This is a genomic window from Paenibacillus sp. FSL M7-1414 (assembly GCF_038003195.1).
Lineage (GTDB): Bacteria > Bacillota > Bacilli > Paenibacillales > Paenibacillaceae > Paenibacillus > Paenibacillus amylolyticus.
In genome coordinates this window covers 930,418-950,626 of record NZ_JBBOOS010000001.1, presented here as the reverse complement: position 1 = coordinate 950,626, position 20,209 = coordinate 930,418, and the positions used below count along the sequence as shown (strand labels likewise).

Here is a 20,209-nt window from a genome sequence, read left to right as displayed (position 1 = left end):
ATAATGCTGAACATGCATATGTCCTTCGTACGTTCAGATATGAGAGGGGTTGGAAACATGGTTTACCGGAAAAATAAAATACATTCACTGTTCACTCTGCCCTTGGCAGGTTTGCTGTTTCTGTTGTGGGGTGCTCAAGCGGCACATGCGGAACAGGTCGACAGTTTGTTACCTGAGCGAAGTCAGCAGGAGATTGTCCAAAAGTGGAATCAGTGGATGAATGGCAATGATACATCTCCCCTGTATACAAAGACACCTTCGACAAGTGCTCCCTACTCTGCTGGTGTGGTAAGTGACGCCTATCTGGAACAAGGGCTGAATGCAGCCAACTTTTATCGTTTTATCACGGGGCTACAGGGCGATCTTGTCCTTGATCCGGCATTGAATCGTCAAGCCCAGCATGGGGCTGTTGTGGTCTCCACGGGTGGATACCTGTCCCATTCTCCAAAACAGCCAGGAGATATGCCAAAGGATTTCTTTGACACCGGTTCAAAGTCTGCCAGCAGCTCCAATCTGTACGTTACCAGCAGTGCAAAGAATAACGTCCTGACAAAAAGCATACAGGCCTACATGAATGATTCAGACGCCTCCAATATTGATCGACTCGGTCATCGGCGCTGGATTTTGAGTCCACAACTGCAACGAATCGGATTTGGACTCGCCACTCGTAGTGAAGCAGGCAAGACATATGATCAGTACTATAGTGCCATGCAGGTATTTGATAAAAGCAGAACGGGGGGAACTTCGTTCAACTACAGCCTGTTCCCGAATCAGGGCGCATTTCCAATCGAAGCTTTTGGCAGCACACAGGCCTGGTCTGTTCAACTGAATACAGATGTATTTGCGAAACCATCACTATCTGAGGTACAGGTCGAGATGACTCGGACTTCCGATCAACGTACATGGACCTTTAATGCAAAGAATCAGAACAGTGGCTTTCCAACCGGTTATTACAACGTGGACCCTGCGGATAAACAATGGTTTAATCAAGCCTATTTCAATGTAGAGACAGGTGGATATGGATATGGCTACGCCATTATCTTCCGTCCCGACGATGTGCAATTGTTAAAGAACGGCGATACGTTCAACATTCGAATTACAGGTCTGCAAAAGAAAAACGGTACAGCAGCGGAAATCTCATACTCCACACGTTTCTTCCATGTGGACGGTGTTCAAGATACAACACTTACCCGTATAACGCCAGGACAACCAAACCTGAAAGTCCGAGCAGGAGAACAGATTGATCTACCTTCAATCACTGCCGTGAATGATAACGGAACATCCTATGTTCCACAGTCTAACGTTTCCTTCACCACGACGTCAGATCGCATCGCCATCAAGGATGGAAAAATCATTGGACTTCAGGCTGGTAAAGCCGAAATTCGGATTCGTTTTGAAGGGAAAGAAGCGGTTGTCTCTGTTACTGTCACGGGAATTCCCCAATTAACTGATGTCCGTACACATTGGGCGAAAGATGCCATTCAATGGGCCGTCCAACAGGAGATGGTCAGTGGATACGAGGATGGAACGTTCAAACCCAACAATCAGGTGAGTGAAGCCGAATTCCTCTCCATGTTGTTTAAGCTGTATGCGAATTCCCATGTCATTCAGAGCATAGATGCTGTAGAGGGACAAGCTATCAAAGGAAACATCTGGAGTGACCGTTACTACACCTATGCTTCCGCGTTGAATCTGAAACTGGATGCCAGCAAACAGAATCCGAAGCTTCGCAATCATGCCTTGAGCCGAACAGAAGTAGCCGTAATCGTGGCGGGGCTTGGCGGTAAAAATTATACCCAGGATGAAGATGCCATCCGGTATCTACTGAACATGGGATACTCTTCCGGCAAAACTGCAGCTACGGTGCAAGGTTATGCGGGACAAGAATCCTTGACCCGGGCTGAGGCTGTTGTTTTTCTCCAGAACCTGAAGGAAAAAGGCTTCGAACTATGGAGCAGACCGAAGAATGCTACTGAAGCTACCGAGAATGAAAAGAACGGCGGACTACCGGATCAGACCATGAAAGCAGTATACTCTGCCGATCACACGCTGGTCCTTCAAGGTACGTTCCCGGCGTATGCCAACCAGACGATGCCAATTAAAATCCATGGTCCTTCGCCTGCTGTAGAGCACATCCAGACGCAGCAGGTTACAACAGATGCCTATGGCAATTTCAAACTAACGGTAAGTAACCTTGATGCGAAGGAACTTAACCTCTATGTGGACGTGCGCGAAGATTATTCCTATTGGATCAGTGTAGAAGCGGGGCATACTGCGATAAGTGATTATACAGAGTAACATGTAAAAAACCAGCTTAGGAATTCTACATGGAATTCCCAGCTGGTTTTTTTCTCGAAACATATTATTTCTGGTGTGAACATGACATATTTTTATGGAATTGGAGAAGTGTCGGCTGCACTAGAAATTAAAGCGGATGACCGAATTGCTCTGCCTTTTCTGTCATTATCCTCGCTAACCTCGCTCTTAGTCCGCTCATCCACTCCGGCTCATATGACCACTGCTCTGCAACAGATCGAAGCATACGCACATAACCGTACAAGTTGGCAAAACGGCGACAAGCGGGGAACATACTCTCCAGATCATAACGTTCTCCTGCCTCGGACCAGTACCCGTTCAGGAACAATTGTTTCTTCTGCTCCCATTGTTCAGGCTCGATCTCCTCACGTAAACTATCCAGACTCTGTTCCACGTCCATTGCGTACCAATGATACATCGAATCATCAAAATCAATGGCATAACAAGAATGGCTACCTTCGTCATAGAAAACATTGTCCAGTTCAAAATCGTAGTGGATGAGACCGAAATTTTGCTGGGTCATCGGTAAAGTCGCAAAATACGTTCGAAGAAACTCCACCTCATTCAAAGCAGCCGTTTCAACAGGAAAACCCTTCAGGATCTCCTGTATCCAATCCAAAACATCCGTATAGGTCCAGCGTTTCTCCTTTTGCTCAGGCATGAATATACGTGATAAATGATGCAGCTCACCCAACGCCTGACCATAGCTGTACAGGATGGAGTCATTCAAATCAATACTTCCTAACTGCGATCCGGGTACTCGCTTGAATACGGAAGCATAGTACGTTCCCCATGGGGTGTGAGCCTCTATGAGTTCTGTCCCTGAATGGGAAGGTACCGCCTCCATGGCTCCATAATGATTCGTTTGAAGATACCGCAGGAACTCCAGTTCAGCGCCAAGATTGATTTGATTTTTCTCCTCTACCGGAGCAAATCGAAGTAATCTCACTTCCCCCTGATCTCTGAACGGATACACGGCATTGGAGGATATGCGATAATACTGAAACATATCCAGCGACTCAGGATCATAGTTCCAATTCTTTAAAATCATCTCGGCAAGATCATTGTGTTGAAATAAATATTTTAATTTTAACATGGGCAGTTCTCCTTTTTGATCGTTTTATGTGCATTGCTTGTAGGCAACGAATGTCTATTTTGGCGCGCAAAAAGCCGCAGGCTATACCTGCGGCTTTTAAAAATTCTGAGTGTATGAGAAATTTGCACAAGCAAATAAACCTCGTATACGCCAGAAAAATTGAGCAGTTATATCCCTATATATCAGCAGATCTCAGACCGGACTGGGAAACTGGATGTTTTCACCCTGCATTTGATGGTCTGCCGGAATTATTCAGTTTATGCTTACCTTCATTGTAGTAATAGAACATACCATCTTAGACCGTCGTTTCATGACGCTCACTCCCTTCAAAAAACCAGTTGTTACCATAATAGCCGATAAACCAAATGTAAGCAATTACAAAACGACGATATTCCCATCATTTTTTACTGGACAACCATCACCTTTTCCACCGTCTCGGTGTTGTCCTTATACCACACCATCACGATGTTTTCTTTTTGGAGATCAGACACTTGAATGGACGAATTCGCACGTGAGCTGGAATTGCCCGAGCCCGGCGTCCCCATACCTTCAGTGATAACAACATCATCACCTATATTCAATCTCATCTCCATTCCGGTATCCTTCCACTCCATGCTTGGAGATGAGGTATCCTGCACCTCAAGTAACGCCAGCGTAACTGTGTTTCCATTCACGGAGATGACTCTACCAGTAATGTCGGCATTCATCATCCCCTGCGTCATGCCAGGACTGCCTGTTCGATCATTCATGCCCGCGGTGCCTCTTCCACCTCTCGGTGTTCCTCCATTCATGCCCAGTCCGCCACCATTCGGCATACCGCCACCGTTCATGCCTTGTGCAGAACCGGTCTTGGTAATATTCTGAGCGGTTATCACATCGCAAGCCGTTAGCATAACCGAACATCCCAGCAGTAGGAGTAGCGTAACCGATGTAAAATATTTATTTTTTCGCATATGATCACCTTTTTCTCAGGGAATACTTCTCCAAGGTACCTTTACGATGAAATATAAAGTCATACGTATCTTTGAAACCCATATAGGACAGCACAACCAACACCGGATATACAGGGTAGATGTATCTCGACTTAATCTCCCACAGAATATAAAATCCGATGAATCCGAGAATGACCAGGATTAAGGAGACTTCATCATACCGTTTACGACAAATTCCACCAACCAACCGGATGGAAATAAAACAGTACATCAAGAAACTCATCACATATACAATCCAGAGCAAACCTGTCCGATAAGCCGAATCCCCTTGTAACAGTTCTGTTACCGCATTGGTGTAACTGTAGGAGCCCGCGATTCCGCCTCCCCTTCCTCTTCCGGCACCCATGGAACTTTCATTGCCGATTCCGTAGCGGTCCATCTGGTATGTCCCTTCGGTCCATGTCCATATGATCTTTTTGTAATACATCTGCACCAAGTCACTCGCACTTGCTTCAGACAGCTTGTTGCTGATTTCTTGTTTGAATAATGCTGCGCTCTCTGCCTTACTGTAGTTGGCCTGCCTCTGGTAGATCTGATAACTCTCCATATTGTCCCAGAAGCCAAAACGCGCCAGGTTAATCCCCATATTCAGCCACATATAGACCGGTGTAGCATTCTCTCCGACAGGTTCGCTCACAACAGAGGAGGATTGAAGAACCGCATTCTGTGTCCAGGTTGGTACATTAAACAACATACCCAGCACACCGATGGAAATGATGACTTTCTTCATTCCAATGCTCCGTAAATTCAGCAGGATATATATGATGGCAGCGATCAGCACGATCACGCCAATGCTTCGGAAGTAATTGCCCATCGCGAGAAAAACGGAGGCAATGACGATGGTTTTCCAAGACTTTTCACGTACAAAACGAATAACAAAGTATAAGCACGATGTCAGAAATGCTGTGGCAATCACATCGTTATAGATCAGGTTGTTCAGGAACAAGGACGGTAGGTACGTGGCTGCAAAGATCAACACACCGTAATCACGCTCCGTAGATCTGTCATTCACTTGTTTATAAATAAGATAAATCATGAACGTTGTTAACGTTGAAAACAAAATATTGAAAAATTTGATGACCAGATAGTTGTCCGGGAACAGGTACAGCAATGTCTTCAGGTACAACACGATCGAGTAGTTAAACGGGAACATGTGCAGATACCCACCCGCTTCAAACGAAGAGTAGTCTTGGTCATACAGCATGTTCATGGCGAGTGAGAGAACGGTCTGTGAATCATCGGTGGGTACTCTCGGAAATACAAAAATGATGATGATCTGAATGGCCAAAGAACTTAGCAGCACAATCGGAATGACAACCTTCGGAATGTATTTGTTCAACTTCAGACACAAAGCGTATAACCCGACACCTGAACCAAGAAGCAAAAGAATGACCGGGAGAAAAACACTCCACTGCTGCATGCCCAAAATGGGATTGTCCCCATACAAGGCGTAGTTGTACTGTGCCCGAACCAACAAGGACGAAGCAATAAACACCGCAACAAACACGAGCAAAATGAGATAAAACGACTTATGCAGCACCTTAGACATGCAAAAACTCCTTTTCGATTACAGGATTCCGTGAGTATTATAATGGCTCTGGCTGAAAAATCGCTGAAAGGGAGTAACGCTTGCAGTCGGCGCAGATCAGTATGTGTATAAAAACAGAAAAAGACCGTCCCTTCGATAAGGTAACTGTCTATATGTCCATTTTTTGAGAAGTACAGTGCCTTAAGCTAATTGTTGAAGATCACTTCTCGTCCTTGATAAACTCAATGATATCCTGGACCTCACAATCCAAAGCCTCACATATTCGATTCAGCGTATCGAACTTCACACCATCGGTTTCTTCATTATATAATTTGGCAATCCCATTTCTATGTAATCCGGTTAGTCGGGATAAATCAGCAATATTAATTCTTTTCTCACCCATAATACGAGATAAATGAACCTTGATCATACGAATTCCCCTCCAAACTAAAATGCACACTGTGATGTTGACAAAGGATGCCTTATTCTGTCCAATACACACAAATAGACCGCCCCCCTCGCAAAAGGATGCGGTCTATTGTTGATCATCTTTCTAAGCGAAGCCCACCGCCCTTAAAAGTGGCTATTGCTCGGAGGATACGATACATTTCTTTATACATGTTTCATGTATATGATTGGCTCATGTTGCTGTTCAAAATCAGCGATAACCGCTTCAATCTTGCCCAACTGAACTGTGAAATCCGTTTTTACCATTTACTACTTCTTCTGCTTCTTCTCCCGAGCTTTTTCCACATTTTCTTTCACGCGATACTCCACAATCCGGCGAATGAGATCCTCGGGCAATGGCTGATCCAGCGGAAACTGGACAGATCCCTTTCCCCCTTTATACTTGGAGAGTTCCTGCTGGAAAGCTTGAATTCCCCTGGGAGCAGGGTAAAACCCAATATGATGCTGGTAAGCGGCAAAATGAACCAAATTCCCATGCTGTGCATACGTAGGCATCTGGTAACTGATCTTCTCTTCGGCGTTCGGAGCCGCTTCACGAATAATCTGTCTTAACGCCTGTAATCTCACCTGTACATCGGGTGCAAACTCTGAGATATATTCATCTACCAGCACCGAATAATGGTTACTCTCAGCCATCTTGGACTCCTTCCACCACGGATACATCAATGGATCCGTGGTACGGGCATATTTGCTTATATTGTACTTCAAATGGACAAGCGGAACAGCTAATTTCCTGCAACTTGGAATGTTAAATTTGATTTTTAAGTGAACTAAGCCTTATAATACGTTTAAACAATTAAACATTATAACGGAGTGAGCCATGAACGAGTCGATAGGTAACCAAAAAGTTATTGATATTTTCGAGAATCTAAGTCCTTATCTTCAAGGTTTGGGAGATCCCGTTCGCCAGCGAATCATATCGCTGCTCATTGATCAAGAGAGCATGAACGTATCGCAGATTGCAGAGCATGTCCCCATGTCACGCCCTACGGTCTCTCATCACTTGAAAATATTGCGTCAATCCGGGCTGTTATCGGTTCAGAAGAAAGGTACGGAGATGTATTACAAGCTGGAGTTCAACGATGCGATCGAATTAATCAAACAGCTCGTTCATCTCGTGGAAGTGGAATGTCAGAGCTAGCGCATACCGCGCTGGTGTACTGCATTCCTTTTCTTCACTCTATTATGTTCAATAGTTTAAACATATAAGTACATAAACATATCAACGGAGGTATATAGAATGAATAGAAAAAGAGTTCTCATCGCTGGAGGTTATGGTGCTGTAGGTGCACAGCTTGCCCGCATTTTGCATGACAGGCATCCTGATCTGGAATTGGTACTGGGAGGCCGTTCTGCAGGTAAAGCAGCACCTTTTCCATCCAATCGTGTCCAAACGGTTGTTGTTGATACCCATGCAGACGATCCACTGATTCAAGCAGGAGAGAATATATCGTTAATCATTAATGCAGTGAACGATCTGGATGATCGGCTACTGGTATCGGCAGTGCGGAGAAAAATTCCACTTATCGATGTAACACGCTGGACTGAGGTGTTCAATCAAGCGATCCGTACAGTAGAGCAGGAAGAGCTTCATGCTCCGGTAGTGCTGTCCTCTGGATGGATGGCAGGAACGGCGTCACTCTTTGCCATGATACTTTCTAACTCTCTGCAACATGTCGATGTAAACATTCATGCCCTATGGTCGCTGCGGGATAAGGCCGGCCCTGATTCGGCAGCCTTCATGGACCGGATGAGTATTCCTTTTCAGGTCACCGAATCCAACACGAACCGACTCGTCTACCCCATGACAGATCCGATTAAGGTTCATTTCCCGAACGGGTATACGACCCCATGTTACAGACTGGACACACCCGATCACGTCACTTTGCCTCATACCAGCCATATCGATTCCGCCAGTTTCCGTATTTCATTCGATAGTAAGGTATCTACATATACTCTCGCCGGATTGGTCAAAACCGGAGTATGGAAGATGATCAGTGGTGAACGTTTCCAGCCATTCCGGCGGAAATTGCTCTATAATCCGGGAACCGGGAGCGCACATCATCTGGTCATTCAATTGAAAGGGCTGGATGCGAAAGGTAACCAGGTTGAACGAACGATGACGGTCTCTGACCCACTCGGTCAGACCCACATGACTGCACTCGGCGCTGCGGTGCAAGCCGAGAAGATACTGATGATGCCAACGGACAAGTCTATGGCTCCAGGCATCTATTATCCTGAGCATCTGTTCGATGATCGAATGGACATGGATGCAGTTACTCATTTTTTCAAACAATACGGCGTTCAAGTATCCCATTCCTGATCCAGACATAACAAAAAATCCGCGAAGCCACTCACTGCAAACAGTGGGACCTTCGCGGATTTTACGAATTATAATGGAGGGATCTATAGTATCAAGTACAAACTTGGGTCTGGAATTATAGTGTCATAGCCCGACCATTGCGCATCAGGTAATCTTCTTTTGTTTTATAATCCGGCATAATGCTGCCGATCCGTCGCCAGAAAGAGCGATCATGATTCATGTGGTGAATATGGCACAGTTCATGAATGATGACATAATCCATCACTTCCAGTGGCGCCATCGCCAGGCGATAATTGAACGTAAGCTTTTTGTCCCAGCTACAACTGCCCCACTTGGTGGGAGAATCTACGATCTCTACTGACTTCGGCTTCACCTTCAACTCTTGCTGATAACGTCCGATGCGCTCCCCAATCATGCGTTTACACTCGGCAAAATAAAACTTCTTCAGATTCGCTCGCAGCTCTTCTTCTGTCAGACCCTCTACAGGGATTAAGTCATGCAGTGCATGCTCCTTGCCAAAAAGCAGGAACTTCCCTTTGCCCTCATCTTCGTATTCCTTGGCTTGAGGACCGTCAAGCGCTCGCTGCATCAGTGCGGATTTCTTCAAAATCACATCCCCATGCTGCTCTACAAGTTGCCGGATCATGTCTTCACTGGTACCATTGGGTGCTTTTATTGTTACCATATAAGGTAAGTCCATCGTGATGGACACTTTCTTCCGTTTGCCGTATTGGATATGACAGTTAATGCTGTGATTATTTAATTCTATAGTTAACATAACGCGCTCCGCTTCTGAAGTTATTCATTCAACCAAATTAAATTGTATACCATCTCCGGCTATAATGCATACTGTTCGGCGATATATATGTTTGTATTGTATTTTTATACACAATTATGTATTATTATTAATCATAAAATCGGAGGTTGGATATGACTCATTCCATAGATTCAGAACATAAAACCATTGAAGAACTATCGCTTAACCACTGGCAACCCTTGTCCACCTTATTATATGACGGTTGGGTACTCCGTTTTGCCAAAGGATATACCAAACGTGCCAACTCCGTTCAACCGATCCACTACTCGACTCTGGATGTGCATGAAAAGATTGAAGAATGTGAGCGCATCTATGCTTCCAATCAATTAAATACCATATTCAAAATCACGCCGTTTATTCAGCCGGATCATCTCGACCAACTTTTGCAAGACAAAGGGTATGCTGTTGTGGATCTCACCCACCTCCAGACTCGGAGTCTGGAACATATCAAAGAGCCTGAGCACCATGCTGTACAGATTGACGAGCAGTTAACCGGAGAGTGGCTGGATCACTTTTGTCGACTGAACAAGGTGAATGATCTGCAACGGGAAACGACGGAACTTATGTTGAACAATATCCGCACACAGGTAGGTTTCATCTCGCTGTTGATCGATGGGCAAGTCGTCGCTTGTGGGTTTGGTGTCATCGAACGTGGCTATATCGGGTTGTATGATATCATTACAGACGCTAACTTTCGAAATCGGGGACTTGCTGAACAGATGATCTTGCATCTATTGCATTGGGCAAAAAAACAAGGTGCTACCTCCAGTTACCTGCAAGTGGTTGCGAATAATGCACCTGCCCTGAAGCTTTACGCCAAGCTGGGTTATTCAGAGATTTATAGCTATTGGTACAGAGTCAAAGAATAGAGTGTTTGCTAATCAAGCTTAGCTTGTGGATTCTTTCATCATATTCAGTCTGACAAACGTATCAATTCAAAACAACATCTTGAAGGCAAAAACTGCCCTCCTTCTATAAAGGAAAGGCAGTTTTTAATTTGTCTTCGTAATTTTCCAAACTCTTCACATCGTTCAGCATTACTCCTTGCGCTTCTCTACAAAGGCAGCTTCACCAGCACCTCATATTTCACGCCGGCCTGTATATTCTTGATGATGTCGCCTGCAATTCGTTGACCGTCAACATGTACCTCAATTGTCCGGACAGTTGCATCCTTCTTCATGTTTACATTCAGCTCAGCCCCGCGGAACAACCGCGTAACTGATGCCTCGTTCCAATCTTCTGGTAACTGCGGCCGCACTTGAAGTCCTTGTGCATGACCTTGCAGTCCAAACAATCCGTCGATCAGGCAACGATACACCCAAGGCACCGTGCCGGTGTTGAACAGATGACTGGAGCGCCCAGCTGTACGTGGGAATTGACGATAGGCTCCGCGATAATAATTCGGGATAAATACGGGTAGCTGACCCCGCTGAAGAATATCCTCTTCATCGGGGCCAGGAATCATTTTACGCAACAGACGATACGCCTTCTCCTTCTCGCCCACCAGGTACAACGCGTAAATATAGAACGCCGCCGCGTGATTGTACACTGCACCATTCTCCGCACTTCCCGGATGTTTCTGCGTAACTCGACCTACATCTTCCCGCATCGCTGTGAAAGACGGCGCGAGTTTCTCGACACCATATGGCGTCTCCAATTGCTCCTCTACGGCACGGATTAACTTCTCCTGTTTCTCCTGATCCGCAGCACCGCTCATAAGTGCCCAGCTCTGAGGATTGATATAGATGCGTCCTTCCACGTCTTTGCTTACGCCAAACACTACGTTATCATCCGTAATTCCGCGGGCATACCAGTCCCCATCCCACAGATACTCATTGGCTACCGCATTGGTCTGAGTGGCTTCCTGACGGAATTCCGCTGCAACCTCGCCATGCCCTGCCTGTTCACCAATATCTGCCCACACATTGAACGCATATGCCGACGCAATGGTTAACCAGCCGGATACGCCTTTGCCTTTGTACCCCACCATGTTCATCGGATCACACCAGTCACCCTGATTGATATAGTTCAACCCACGCGCATCACGCTCATGGATCAACCAGCGCATTGCAAGATTCATATGCTCCAGTACGGAAACCTTTTGTTCACTGTCTGTAAAAGCAACCTGTTCCTCCAAAATGCTATAGTCATTCGTTTCATCCAAATAGGTCTTCATACAGACCGGAAGCCAGATGCAGTGATCGGTATGAGGAACCTGGTTAATATATTTCAGTTCTGCGTCCGGGTGCAAAATAATACCATCTGGCATGGCGCCGCTTATATGCTGCTGAGAGAGAGCGGTCAAGAACGCAGCCCGCGCAATCTGCGGCTGAATGTAACTCATGCCCATGTTGTCCTGCAAATAATTCCGCGTCTGCGGATCGGTTGTCAGACGGTTGGTTTTGCCATGATAGTACATCTGGCGAGGCAGCCAGTGATTCACGACATTATCTAACCAGCTGTCCGGTGTCTCAATCTGGATGTTCCCTTGCCCTTCCGCAATATACTCAGCATATTCCTGTTCGGCTGCGACGAAACCAGCCTGTCCATCCTTATTCTGCTTCACAAAATAATGCTGACGAATGCCCTCAATCTCTGTCTCATCATGAGCCGGACCAAAGATGAATCGATACGCCTGCTCCGCTCCCGCTTCCAGTTCGACTCTATATTGCAATACAGCTACAGGTGTCTCGTACCGTGCATCTCCACCAGCGAGTGTCTCCGACTGCAGGGCCGAAGGATTATGTAGTCCACCTTCGCCTTCAAAAGTCTCATGATTTACTTCCCAGCCAGTCGGTTGGTGATCTGCAAGCAGATAGGTTTTGTCGCTGTAATTTTTGATTTTGCTATAATCCTGATATTTCTGATACGGCGTAATCGCCGAGCAGACAATGCCCTGCAAATCTTCCACATATGAACCGGATTGGTTCATCCAGGACATATAACCGACCGTATAATACGGGTAGATACTCAGCTTGCGTTTTCTCGAAGACAGATTGGTTACCTTCACACGCCATAGCTCCATGACATCTTCCTTCGGCAGGCGCAGGGACATCTCGATGCAAATGTCGTCCTGAATCACTTTCCAGTGAATATCGTGTTTACCGACAGCGAACGTATAGCTATCCGCCTGCTTGCGAACCGGTTCATACGGGGCTGAGAAAATTTCGCCACTTATTTCATCTTTAATGTAGACAAACCGTCCCGGATGGTGGGCATAGTATGGTTGCTCCGGTTGCATAAACGTCTTGGCTTCCAGGTTGGGCGCATACGAGTATTTAGCAGGTTCGGGCTGCATGAATTGGGCCACCGCGTACCCCCGGCAATTCATATGAATCATCATCTTTTCATTCCAAAGGAATCCGGATGCCTTCGGTAAACTTGTCGGGCTTGTTAGTTCAACATATTGATTATCTTCCGTTGCTTTAATCATCACTGAACCTCACTTTCAGATTATGGAGTTAAAAGACAGAAAACGTTTTAGGTAACTTGTATACAACTTTGTCATTATAACACGGGAACGCTTACAAAGAACTGAAAACTAAAAAAGAGCTGAAAACTCAGCTCTGATTACGTTCCAATTGTTTTTCGATGCCCAACCTGTCGATCTGTATCCAATACTCTGCAATTTGTTCGTTTTCCACTCGGTATACCGCACTCGCAATTTCAATCACTGGGAGGTTGGTTGGACTGTATCCGTCCACTTCGCCAATATGGGTACCCGTTTGTCTCCAGCGCACATAGACTTTATCACCTTGCGTCAGCATCTCTTGAATTTCGAGTGAAAATTCCCCGTAAGCTTCAATCATCTCTCGCACATGATCCGCATAATCGGAAGGTTTTCGGGTGACCGTGACCTCATCTTCAGATATCACTTGATGAGCCAGTACTTGTTCCGCCATCACGCTGCTTGCATAATCAGGATTTCGGCCTGATCGGACTTCTTCAAAAAAGGTTCTGACAATCTGTTCTGCTGTCATACGCCACCTCAGCCTCCTCAAATTATTCTGTTATATATATAAATATGTAGTAACTCTTGTATTTTAACATGGTCCCCCCGCTACAGAATTACAACTGTTCTATTGTTCTACAGGACTTAAAACCTACCCTCTCACCTTGACAATGCGTCAATATGACCATAAACTAGCAAAGGATATTAGGAAATTAATAGGAGGTTTGGCTGTTAAGAGGTTCGAGTATGGGTTTTAACCATATTTGATAATCTTTCGGTGTGTAGAACGTAGCCATTAGAGCAACTCAGAAAAACAAGAAAGCGGTGTATCATGAAACGTCTATTTTTCGTTATGTTTGCGCTCACCCTGTTACTGGCTGGATGCCAGAGTACTGAACAGGAGAGCAGTCCGTCCGAAAATAACCCTACAGAAGTAGTAGAAGGTTCTACCATTTTAAGTTTGAAGCAGAAATACGGCTCTGAATCGGAACAAGCGATCATGCCGATGTACAATGTAGCTCAGGATGAAGAATTTACGTTCAAGTTTAAAGCAGATTTACGGAAGAATAACCTGTCAGCTATTGACATTATAAGTGTACATACCGATATTAAAGCACTCAAAGCAAGCGATGTACATGCCCTTCGCGATACCAATGGCAACAACGTTTCCATTAGGCCTCTTGGGTGGGGCGTTTTAACCTCAGATTCCATGAAGAACAAGGATCAAGGCTCTTGGGGCGGTGCCCCCATTTATTACATTCGTTTAAATTATGATCCGGATGCCGAGAAGCTAACCCTGCTCGATCAACCCATCATTATTCCGTTTACAGTGAAATCGGAGTTGCCTGTGCCCAACCTAAGATACGAGATTGATAAAGACAGACGGTTAACGTTGGTCTGGGACAAGGTTGAGGGTGCCACCGAATATAAAATTTATGAACGTTCTGACCTAACCAACTTCGATACAAATGTACCTCTAACTGGCGCAGAGGACGCCTTCAGTAATAGTCTGCCTTTAGATATTGCGGTAACAACAGAGACGTCTTTCAATGATTTTATGAAAGACGGAAGAGGTGGGCTCGGCACTTATAAGGAACTGATAATTTCTCATCAGAACCATGGTTTACGAGGAGAATATTACGTCACTGCAATCGGTGGAGGCAAAGAATCCAATTTTAGCAGAGGTGTCCCTACAGCTCCGCTTGCTTCCCAGTTACCAACAGCTTTGAAAGAACAATTGTATATGGAGAAATTAAAGAATATAGATGTACTTCCTCAGAAAGCAACAGTTGAGTACAATGACGGATCTCTAGCCCGTGAAACCATTGTCTATGATACCAAAAGCGTAGAGATTTCAGAGTTCAATGAAACAAATATTCCTTTTCACATTAAAGGAACAGCTCTGAAAAGTTACGTACGTGTAGAAAATGTGACCCAAGCAGACCTGGACAGACTCACTCAGCAAACCGTAGCCGAGTCCAGCAACGGACTGGTGGAACCAAAGAATAACACACCTTACGTCCCTGCACCTGATGTGCCAACGATCATCAACAATCATGATGCACCTGAGTCTGCAACGGAAACAGAAGAAGCACCGGCTTCGGAAACTTCAACTCCAGAGTCTACAACCGATACTGGAACGTCAGAAGATGCAACTGATCCTCTATCTACTGAGGCTTCCGATGAGGCTTCAGATGATACTTCAGATATAGCTTCTGAAGAAGCTTCCAATGAAACACCTGCTTCAGCTCCAGAAGCTGTAGAAGACAACCTGGTAGATGAGCAGAAATCCAATACACAGCAAAATGTAGAACAAGGTAATCAGGAAACCGTGCCTCAGCCTGCTACAGGCGATGCAATGATCAATGCAGATTCCGCATTGGAAGAAGTTTTAGCCAAAAACATGATTACGGCACAAGATAAAATTTCGTTAAAGGCTTTCCCCGAAGCTCAAAATTTCACGACACTCTCAGATGTTGTCCTGAAAGTGATGTACCAGAATCCATTGATTCTTGGTGTGGAAGGTTTCGAATACAACTATGGTACACTTACCCTTTCGATTCATTACAATGAATCGGCTAGTGGAATCCAGAAGAAGCAAGATGAGATTATTGCCAAAGCGAACGAAGTGGTGGCTTCCATTATCAAGAAAGGTATGAACGAAGACGAGAAACGGAAAGCCATCTACGATTATCTGAACGATAACGCAAAGTATGATGATGCAGCGCTGGAAAATGCGGAGCAAAACAACTTCAAAAATGTCGATCCACAGTTTAATGACTCGTTTACCACATACGGTATTCTGGTCAAAGGAGTTGGGGTATGTGCCAGCTATGCTTCCGTTTACAAATTGCTCTCCGATCTCTCGGGATTGGAAAGCATCGTTGTAACGGGCGCTTCCAGCGGCGTTCCACATGCATGGAACAAGGTCAAAATCGGGAACGAATGGTTCCATGTAGATGCCACCAACAACCTGACGAACTCCGGCATCCCGTATTTCCTGTACAATGCCAATGATGAGACTGCTGCAAGTCAGAAAACGATAGCGGATCAAGATTATTGGCTTGATTCCGAGCTCACGATGTTTAATGGCGAGAGCGATGCCAATGATTATTATGTGCAGAATGATCTCGAAGTCGCGTCCATTAATGAGTACAAAACCAAGGCTGAGAGTGAACTCAAAAAAGGAGAGAACCGGGTCATTCTCCGTTTCGCCTCACCTGTTGACTCTGATGAGCTGATGACAGCTGCCGGTGAAGCCCTCGCTGCAGTGGATGAAGCCCTTCTGAATACAGCACAATTAGCCACGCTAGGCAGTTATGCCATTCTGGACCCGAAACCAGAGCAGAAGTAATTTTATTTTCATAAAAAATAACATAACAATAAAACACTCCATTCACCTTCATCGGGAATGGAGTGTTTTACTTAAATTTCCTATGAGTACTGACCTAGGATTTATAGGCCTTTTATATCCAACGTTTACGGACTAACCGTACCGCCATTTGCATTCAGTGTCTCTCCGCTCACATAGCTGGATTCCTGGCTTGCCAGGAACACAAATGCCGGAGCCATCTCGGCAGGTTGTCCTGCTCGACCAAGCGGTGTGTTGGAGCCAAAATCGGCTAGCTTCTCGACCGGTTGTCCACCCACGACCTGGAGCGGTGTCCATACTGGGCCTGGTGCAACAACGTTGACACGAATCCCTTTGCTACCCACCTGTTGGGCCAATGCTTTACTAAACGTGTTAATGGATGCCTTCGTTGTTGCATAATCCAGCAGGATTGGCGAAGGTTTGTATGCCTGAATCGATGACGTGTTGATAATGGAGCTGCCCGGCTTCATGTGTTTCACAGCTGCTTTGCAGAGCCAGAACATGGAATAGACATTTGTTTTGAACGTCGCATCGAATTGCTCAGTGGTCAGATCTGCAATCTGCTCAACAAACTGCTGTTTACCTGCCACGTTAGCAAGAATATCAATTCCGCCAAGCTCTTTTACCGCAGATTCAATGAGTTCTTCACAGTATTTCTCATCCTTCAGGTCACCTGGCATCTTGATCGCTTTGCGACCGGCTTCCTCAATCAGCTTCACAACTTCCTGCGCATCTGCTTCCTCTTCCGGCAGATAAGCCAGAACGACATCTGCACCTTCACGAGCAAACGCAATCGCTGCCGCCCGGCCTATTCCGCTGTCGGCTCCGGTCACAACCGCTTTACGTCCTGTTAAACGTCCGCTGCCTTTATAACTTTTCTCACCCGCATCGGGAACAGGGGTCATCTCACGCTGGAGCCCCGGCTCATCCTGTTGCTGTTTCCACTCCGGTGTCGCCTTTGGATATTGGGTCGTTGGATCTTGCATGGTGTGCTGATCTTGATTAGCCATGTTCAATTTCCTCCTTGGTTATTTACACGATACCCATCGTATAAACGTATTTTTTATTTGTTGTGAATTTAATTTGCGTAAAAGTTGCACTCTTTCCTTTGTAACCGAGATGGGTGGAATTTAAACTAAGCCCGCCAGAATTCCATGACAGTCGTCTAACATTGAATCTCCAGTGACAGGAGGTTGTATAATGAATCATGAGGTGATCTCGTTGAATGCAAACAAAGAACCCTATTCCATCGGTGAAGCAGCCAAACTGATCGGCTCCACGGTGAAAACGATCCGTTATTACGATGAGATTGAACTGTTACAACCCTCCAGTCATACGGAAGGTGGGCATCGGCTCTATACAACGCAAGACCTGTGGCAACTCGAACTCATTACAACACTTCGTTATCTGAATTTCAGCATACCGGATATTCGAAAGCTCATTTCGGGTGAACTGGCGGTAGCACAGGCACTGGATCTGCAGATTGAAGCGTTGGAAACCCAGATCGGCACGATGAATTCCATGCTCTCCATTTTGCAGCAAGCGAAGCAGCATGAAAAAGAAACTTCCCTACATTCCGAACAGTCTCTCACCTATATCTCCAGTCTGGTAGAATCGCTAACGGCCAATGCGAGCAGACGAAAACAATTTGTTGCTGCCAAGGTGGATGAATCCCATCTGCTGGACAACATTCCGCAGGAGTGGAGAGTGTCGTTTCTGCACTTTTTCGATAAATACATGATGAAAGATACGAAACTGACGGCTCAGCAAACACTGGCCTGGAAGGAAATTCAGGAACTGATCAATGACCCGGCCTATTGGGCCGATCTGGCTCGGCTAGAGGTTCCGTTCTTCATTATGGCGAATCAGCCACAAGTCGAAGCGGATGTCTGGGTGAAAAAAATGGAGGCTATTCGCATTCGCACTACCGAAGCGCTGGACAAGCGTTGGGCAATCGATAGCCCTGCTGTGCAAAGCATGGTGTGGGACTTTGTGTTGATGTATGCAAGTGTCGAGCATGCCGAAACACCTGAAGTATTTTTTCGCAAACAGGCCCGATATATGCTGGACTCCGTGACCGATCATATTTTGCGTTTTAACAAGCTGTGCAAAGTGATGAATCCCGAATGGAGCCAAGATTGTAGATGGCATTAACCTGTTGCAGGAGGGCATGCGGTTACGTTTAAAACAAATGGAAGAAGACTGAACTTCGGTCTCCTTCCATTTTTACGTTTAGCCTTTTTTCAACAAATAGGATTCATGTTCTCCCACTTCCTTGTCCAAATGAAGCGATTGCCCTTTCAAGTAGTGGTTGAAGAAATCAATCGTTGTATCGTTAACCAATTGTTGTGTCCCCCGTGCATCTACACCTTGTGTCCATTCGAGCAGTGGAGAGATCAGGTAGAGGTCGGAGAAACTCAGATGTTTGGTGTTGGTCAGCTCCATCCAGAAGTTACCTCCTGCGGTTACCGGCTCATAGCGCTCATACACTTCCTCGTAATATTTCTCGGCTTCCGGACGGGTCGTGCCCATCGCAGCAATCTCTTCGTCACTCATGACACTTGTACCTGCAACGGTTGAGTCTGCACTCATCATCAGGAACGGCTTGCCCACGCCTTCCGCAGGGATACGTCTCTCGCCAAACAATACGCCATCCATATTCATGCCTGCTTTCACACGTGGATCATCCATTAACATCTGTACTGTCGTTGCTCCGCCAAATGAATGCCCAAACATGCCGATATTGTCCAGGTCCATATGTCCTGTAAAGCGTCCACTCGGATCTCCCGCAGCCAACTTCTCTACCTCATCCAGTACAAACTGTGCATCCTTCACCCATGTCTCATTCAACTTGTCCAAGTAACTGAATTGCAGCTGTTCAAAGCCTTCTTTTCCTTCCGATTCAAACTGCGCCACACGTCCATCCGGGAATACGGATACCAGACTGCTGTACGTGTGATTAATGCCTACAACAATGTAACCTTGACTGACCAGCTGCTCGACCTGGAACGTATTCTGATTTTCATACCCATGCAGACCATGAGAGAAAAGAACAACCGGATACTTGGCTTCGGCATCAGACAACTGAGCTTCCTGTATCGCATGTGTTTTGACCTGACTCAGACTGGAAAATAAAAGCTTTGGCAGTTTCAGCACTTCATTGAAGGCTGTCGCATAGATATCCGGCTTATTAACATAAGGAGCTGTTGCGCCCTCTGCGTCTGAATTCGTTGGGTACCAGATCTGTACCATCAACTCCCGTTGATCACCGGCAGAACTCGTCAGCAACTCCTCACGGCTGTTATCTGTCCAATCGTAGGATACCGTTCCGATTCCATAAGGACCTGCTGACTTGGCAAACGAAAACACCGGGAACAGCAGCGGCAAGCCAATGCTTACAATAGCGTATCCCAACACCAGGAGAGACGTTGCAATGATTCGAACACGTCCGAATTTCCCTGCCAAAGTCGATGTGGAAGATGGCGCCTCGGAACATTTACTATTCAGCGAAGTTGCACCTGACTTTTGCTGGCGTCTTGCCTGTGTAACTAACACAACCAGTGGAACCAACGTGAGTATATACGCCGGAATCATCGGCCAACGAAGTCCTTCGACCACACCATGGACGATCAACAGCACACCCGATATGACGAATCCACCCCATACCATTTTCCGAAAATGTTGACTCTGTCTCCCAATCCCGATTACCCCCACGAACATAAGCAGGTTAAAAATAAGATAAATCCATTCCACTGTCCTCATAAGATGTATGCCCCCTTGTCTGCCTCCAATCTTAAAACCTCCAGTTACAGGAGATTCAAGCATGAATTTTGCGGATAAAAAAA

16 protein-coding genes are annotated in these 20,209 nt (G+C 45.8%); 6 read left to right on the top strand and 10 right to left on the bottom strand.

Features of this window, described 5'->3' with window-relative positions; all coding sequences use genetic code 11:
* Positions 1 to 57: 57 nt before the first annotated feature.
* Complete coding sequence (locus MHH92_RS04330) at positions 58 to 2,298, top strand: S-layer homology domain-containing protein (protein ID WP_340902177.1); 2,241 nt, start codon at positions 58 to 60, stop codon at positions 2,296 to 2,298.
* A 127-nt stretch (positions 2,299 to 2,425) separates the two neighbouring features.
* Here the strand turns inward: MHH92_RS04330 and MHH92_RS04325 are convergent, their stop codons facing one another.
* From MHH92_RS04325 to MHH92_RS04305, 5 genes are all read right to left on the bottom strand, one after another.
* A complete protein-coding gene (locus tag MHH92_RS04325; protein WP_340902174.1) occupies positions 2,426 to 3,412 on the bottom strand; it encodes a phosphotransferase enzyme family protein in 987 nt (328 codons plus the stop codon).
* 404 nt (positions 3,413 to 3,816) lie between these two features.
* On the bottom strand, positions 3,817 to 4,365 hold the full coding sequence (locus MHH92_RS04320) for a hypothetical protein (RefSeq protein ID WP_340902172.1): 549 nt from the start codon (positions 4,363 to 4,365) through the stop codon (positions 3,817 to 3,819).
* 4 nt (positions 4,366 to 4,369) lie between these two features.
* Entirely contained in the window at positions 4,370 to 5,953 is a 1,584-nt protein-coding gene (locus MHH92_RS04315) for a glycosyltransferase family 39 protein (protein WP_340902170.1), read from the bottom strand.
* A 199-nt stretch (positions 5,954 to 6,152) separates the two neighbouring features.
* The gene (locus tag MHH92_RS04310) at positions 6,153 to 6,362 is read right to left on the bottom strand and encodes a helix-turn-helix domain-containing protein (protein WP_340031929.1); all 210 of its coding nucleotides are present in this window, start codon (positions 6,360 to 6,362) and stop codon (positions 6,153 to 6,155) included.
* A gap of 287 nt (positions 6,363 to 6,649) precedes the next feature.
* Positions 6,650 to 7,036, bottom strand: a complete 387-nt coding sequence (locus MHH92_RS04305; protein WP_340902168.1) for an iron chaperone — start codon at positions 7,034 to 7,036, stop codon at positions 6,650 to 6,652.
* Positions 7,037 to 7,220: 184 nt separating this feature from the next.
* Between MHH92_RS04305 and MHH92_RS04300 the strand changes: the two genes are divergently transcribed.
* Positions 7,221 to 7,541 (top strand): ArsR/SmtB family transcription factor, encoded by a 321-nt coding sequence (locus MHH92_RS04300; RefSeq protein ID WP_340902166.1) that lies wholly within the window; start codon positions 7,221 to 7,223, stop codon positions 7,539 to 7,541.
* Positions 7,542 to 7,640: 99 nt separating this feature from the next.
* Entirely contained in the window at positions 7,641 to 8,723 is a 1,083-nt protein-coding gene (locus MHH92_RS04295) for a saccharopine dehydrogenase (protein WP_340902164.1), read from the top strand.
* A gap of 115 nt (positions 8,724 to 8,838) precedes the next feature.
* On the opposite strand, the gene MHH92_RS04290 is transcribed toward MHH92_RS04295, so the two are convergent.
* On the bottom strand, positions 8,839 to 9,501 hold the full coding sequence (locus tag MHH92_RS04290; RefSeq protein WP_036605988.1) for a M48 family metallopeptidase: 663 nt from the start codon (positions 9,499 to 9,501) through the stop codon (positions 8,839 to 8,841).
* A gap of 152 nt (positions 9,502 to 9,653) precedes the next feature.
* Between MHH92_RS04290 and MHH92_RS04285 the strand changes: the two genes are divergently transcribed.
* On the top strand, positions 9,654 to 10,409 hold the full coding sequence (locus MHH92_RS04285; RefSeq protein WP_340902162.1) for a GNAT family N-acetyltransferase: 756 nt from the start codon (positions 9,654 to 9,656) through the stop codon (positions 10,407 to 10,409).
* Between the two features lie 185 nt (positions 10,410 to 10,594).
* On the opposite strand, the gene MHH92_RS04280 is transcribed toward MHH92_RS04285, so the two are convergent.
* A complete protein-coding gene (locus tag MHH92_RS04280; RefSeq protein ID WP_340902160.1) occupies positions 10,595 to 12,973 on the bottom strand; it encodes a GH36-type glycosyl hydrolase domain-containing protein in 2,379 nt (792 codons plus the stop codon).
* Positions 12,974 to 13,100: 127 nt separating this feature from the next.
* Entirely contained in the window at positions 13,101 to 13,520 is a 420-nt protein-coding gene (locus MHH92_RS04275) for an ester cyclase (RefSeq protein ID WP_253505702.1), read from the bottom strand.
* 303 nt (positions 13,521 to 13,823) lie between these two features.
* On the opposite strand from MHH92_RS04275, the gene MHH92_RS04270 reads away from it, so the two are divergent.
* Positions 13,824 to 16,346: a transglutaminase domain-containing protein gene (locus MHH92_RS04270; RefSeq protein WP_340902156.1), complete on the top strand. Its 2,523-nt coding sequence runs from the start codon at positions 13,824 to 13,826 to the stop codon at positions 16,344 to 16,346.
* Between the two features lie 125 nt (positions 16,347 to 16,471).
* On the opposite strand, the gene MHH92_RS04265 is transcribed toward MHH92_RS04270, so the two are convergent.
* A complete protein-coding gene (locus MHH92_RS04265; RefSeq protein ID WP_282319378.1) occupies positions 16,472 to 17,374 on the bottom strand; it encodes an SDR family oxidoreductase in 903 nt (300 codons plus the stop codon).
* Positions 17,375 to 17,564: 190 nt separating this feature from the next.
* Between MHH92_RS04265 and MHH92_RS04260 the strand changes: the two genes are divergently transcribed.
* Positions 17,565 to 18,518, top strand: a complete 954-nt coding sequence (locus MHH92_RS04260; RefSeq protein WP_340902152.1) for a MerR family transcriptional regulator — start codon at positions 17,565 to 17,567, stop codon at positions 18,516 to 18,518.
* 78 nt (positions 18,519 to 18,596) lie between these two features.
* Here the strand turns inward: MHH92_RS04260 and MHH92_RS04255 are convergent, their stop codons facing one another.
* Entirely contained in the window at positions 18,597 to 20,126 is a 1,530-nt protein-coding gene (locus MHH92_RS04255) for an alpha/beta hydrolase family protein (protein ID WP_340902150.1), read from the bottom strand.
* Between the last annotated feature and the right edge of the window lie 83 nt (positions 20,127 to 20,209).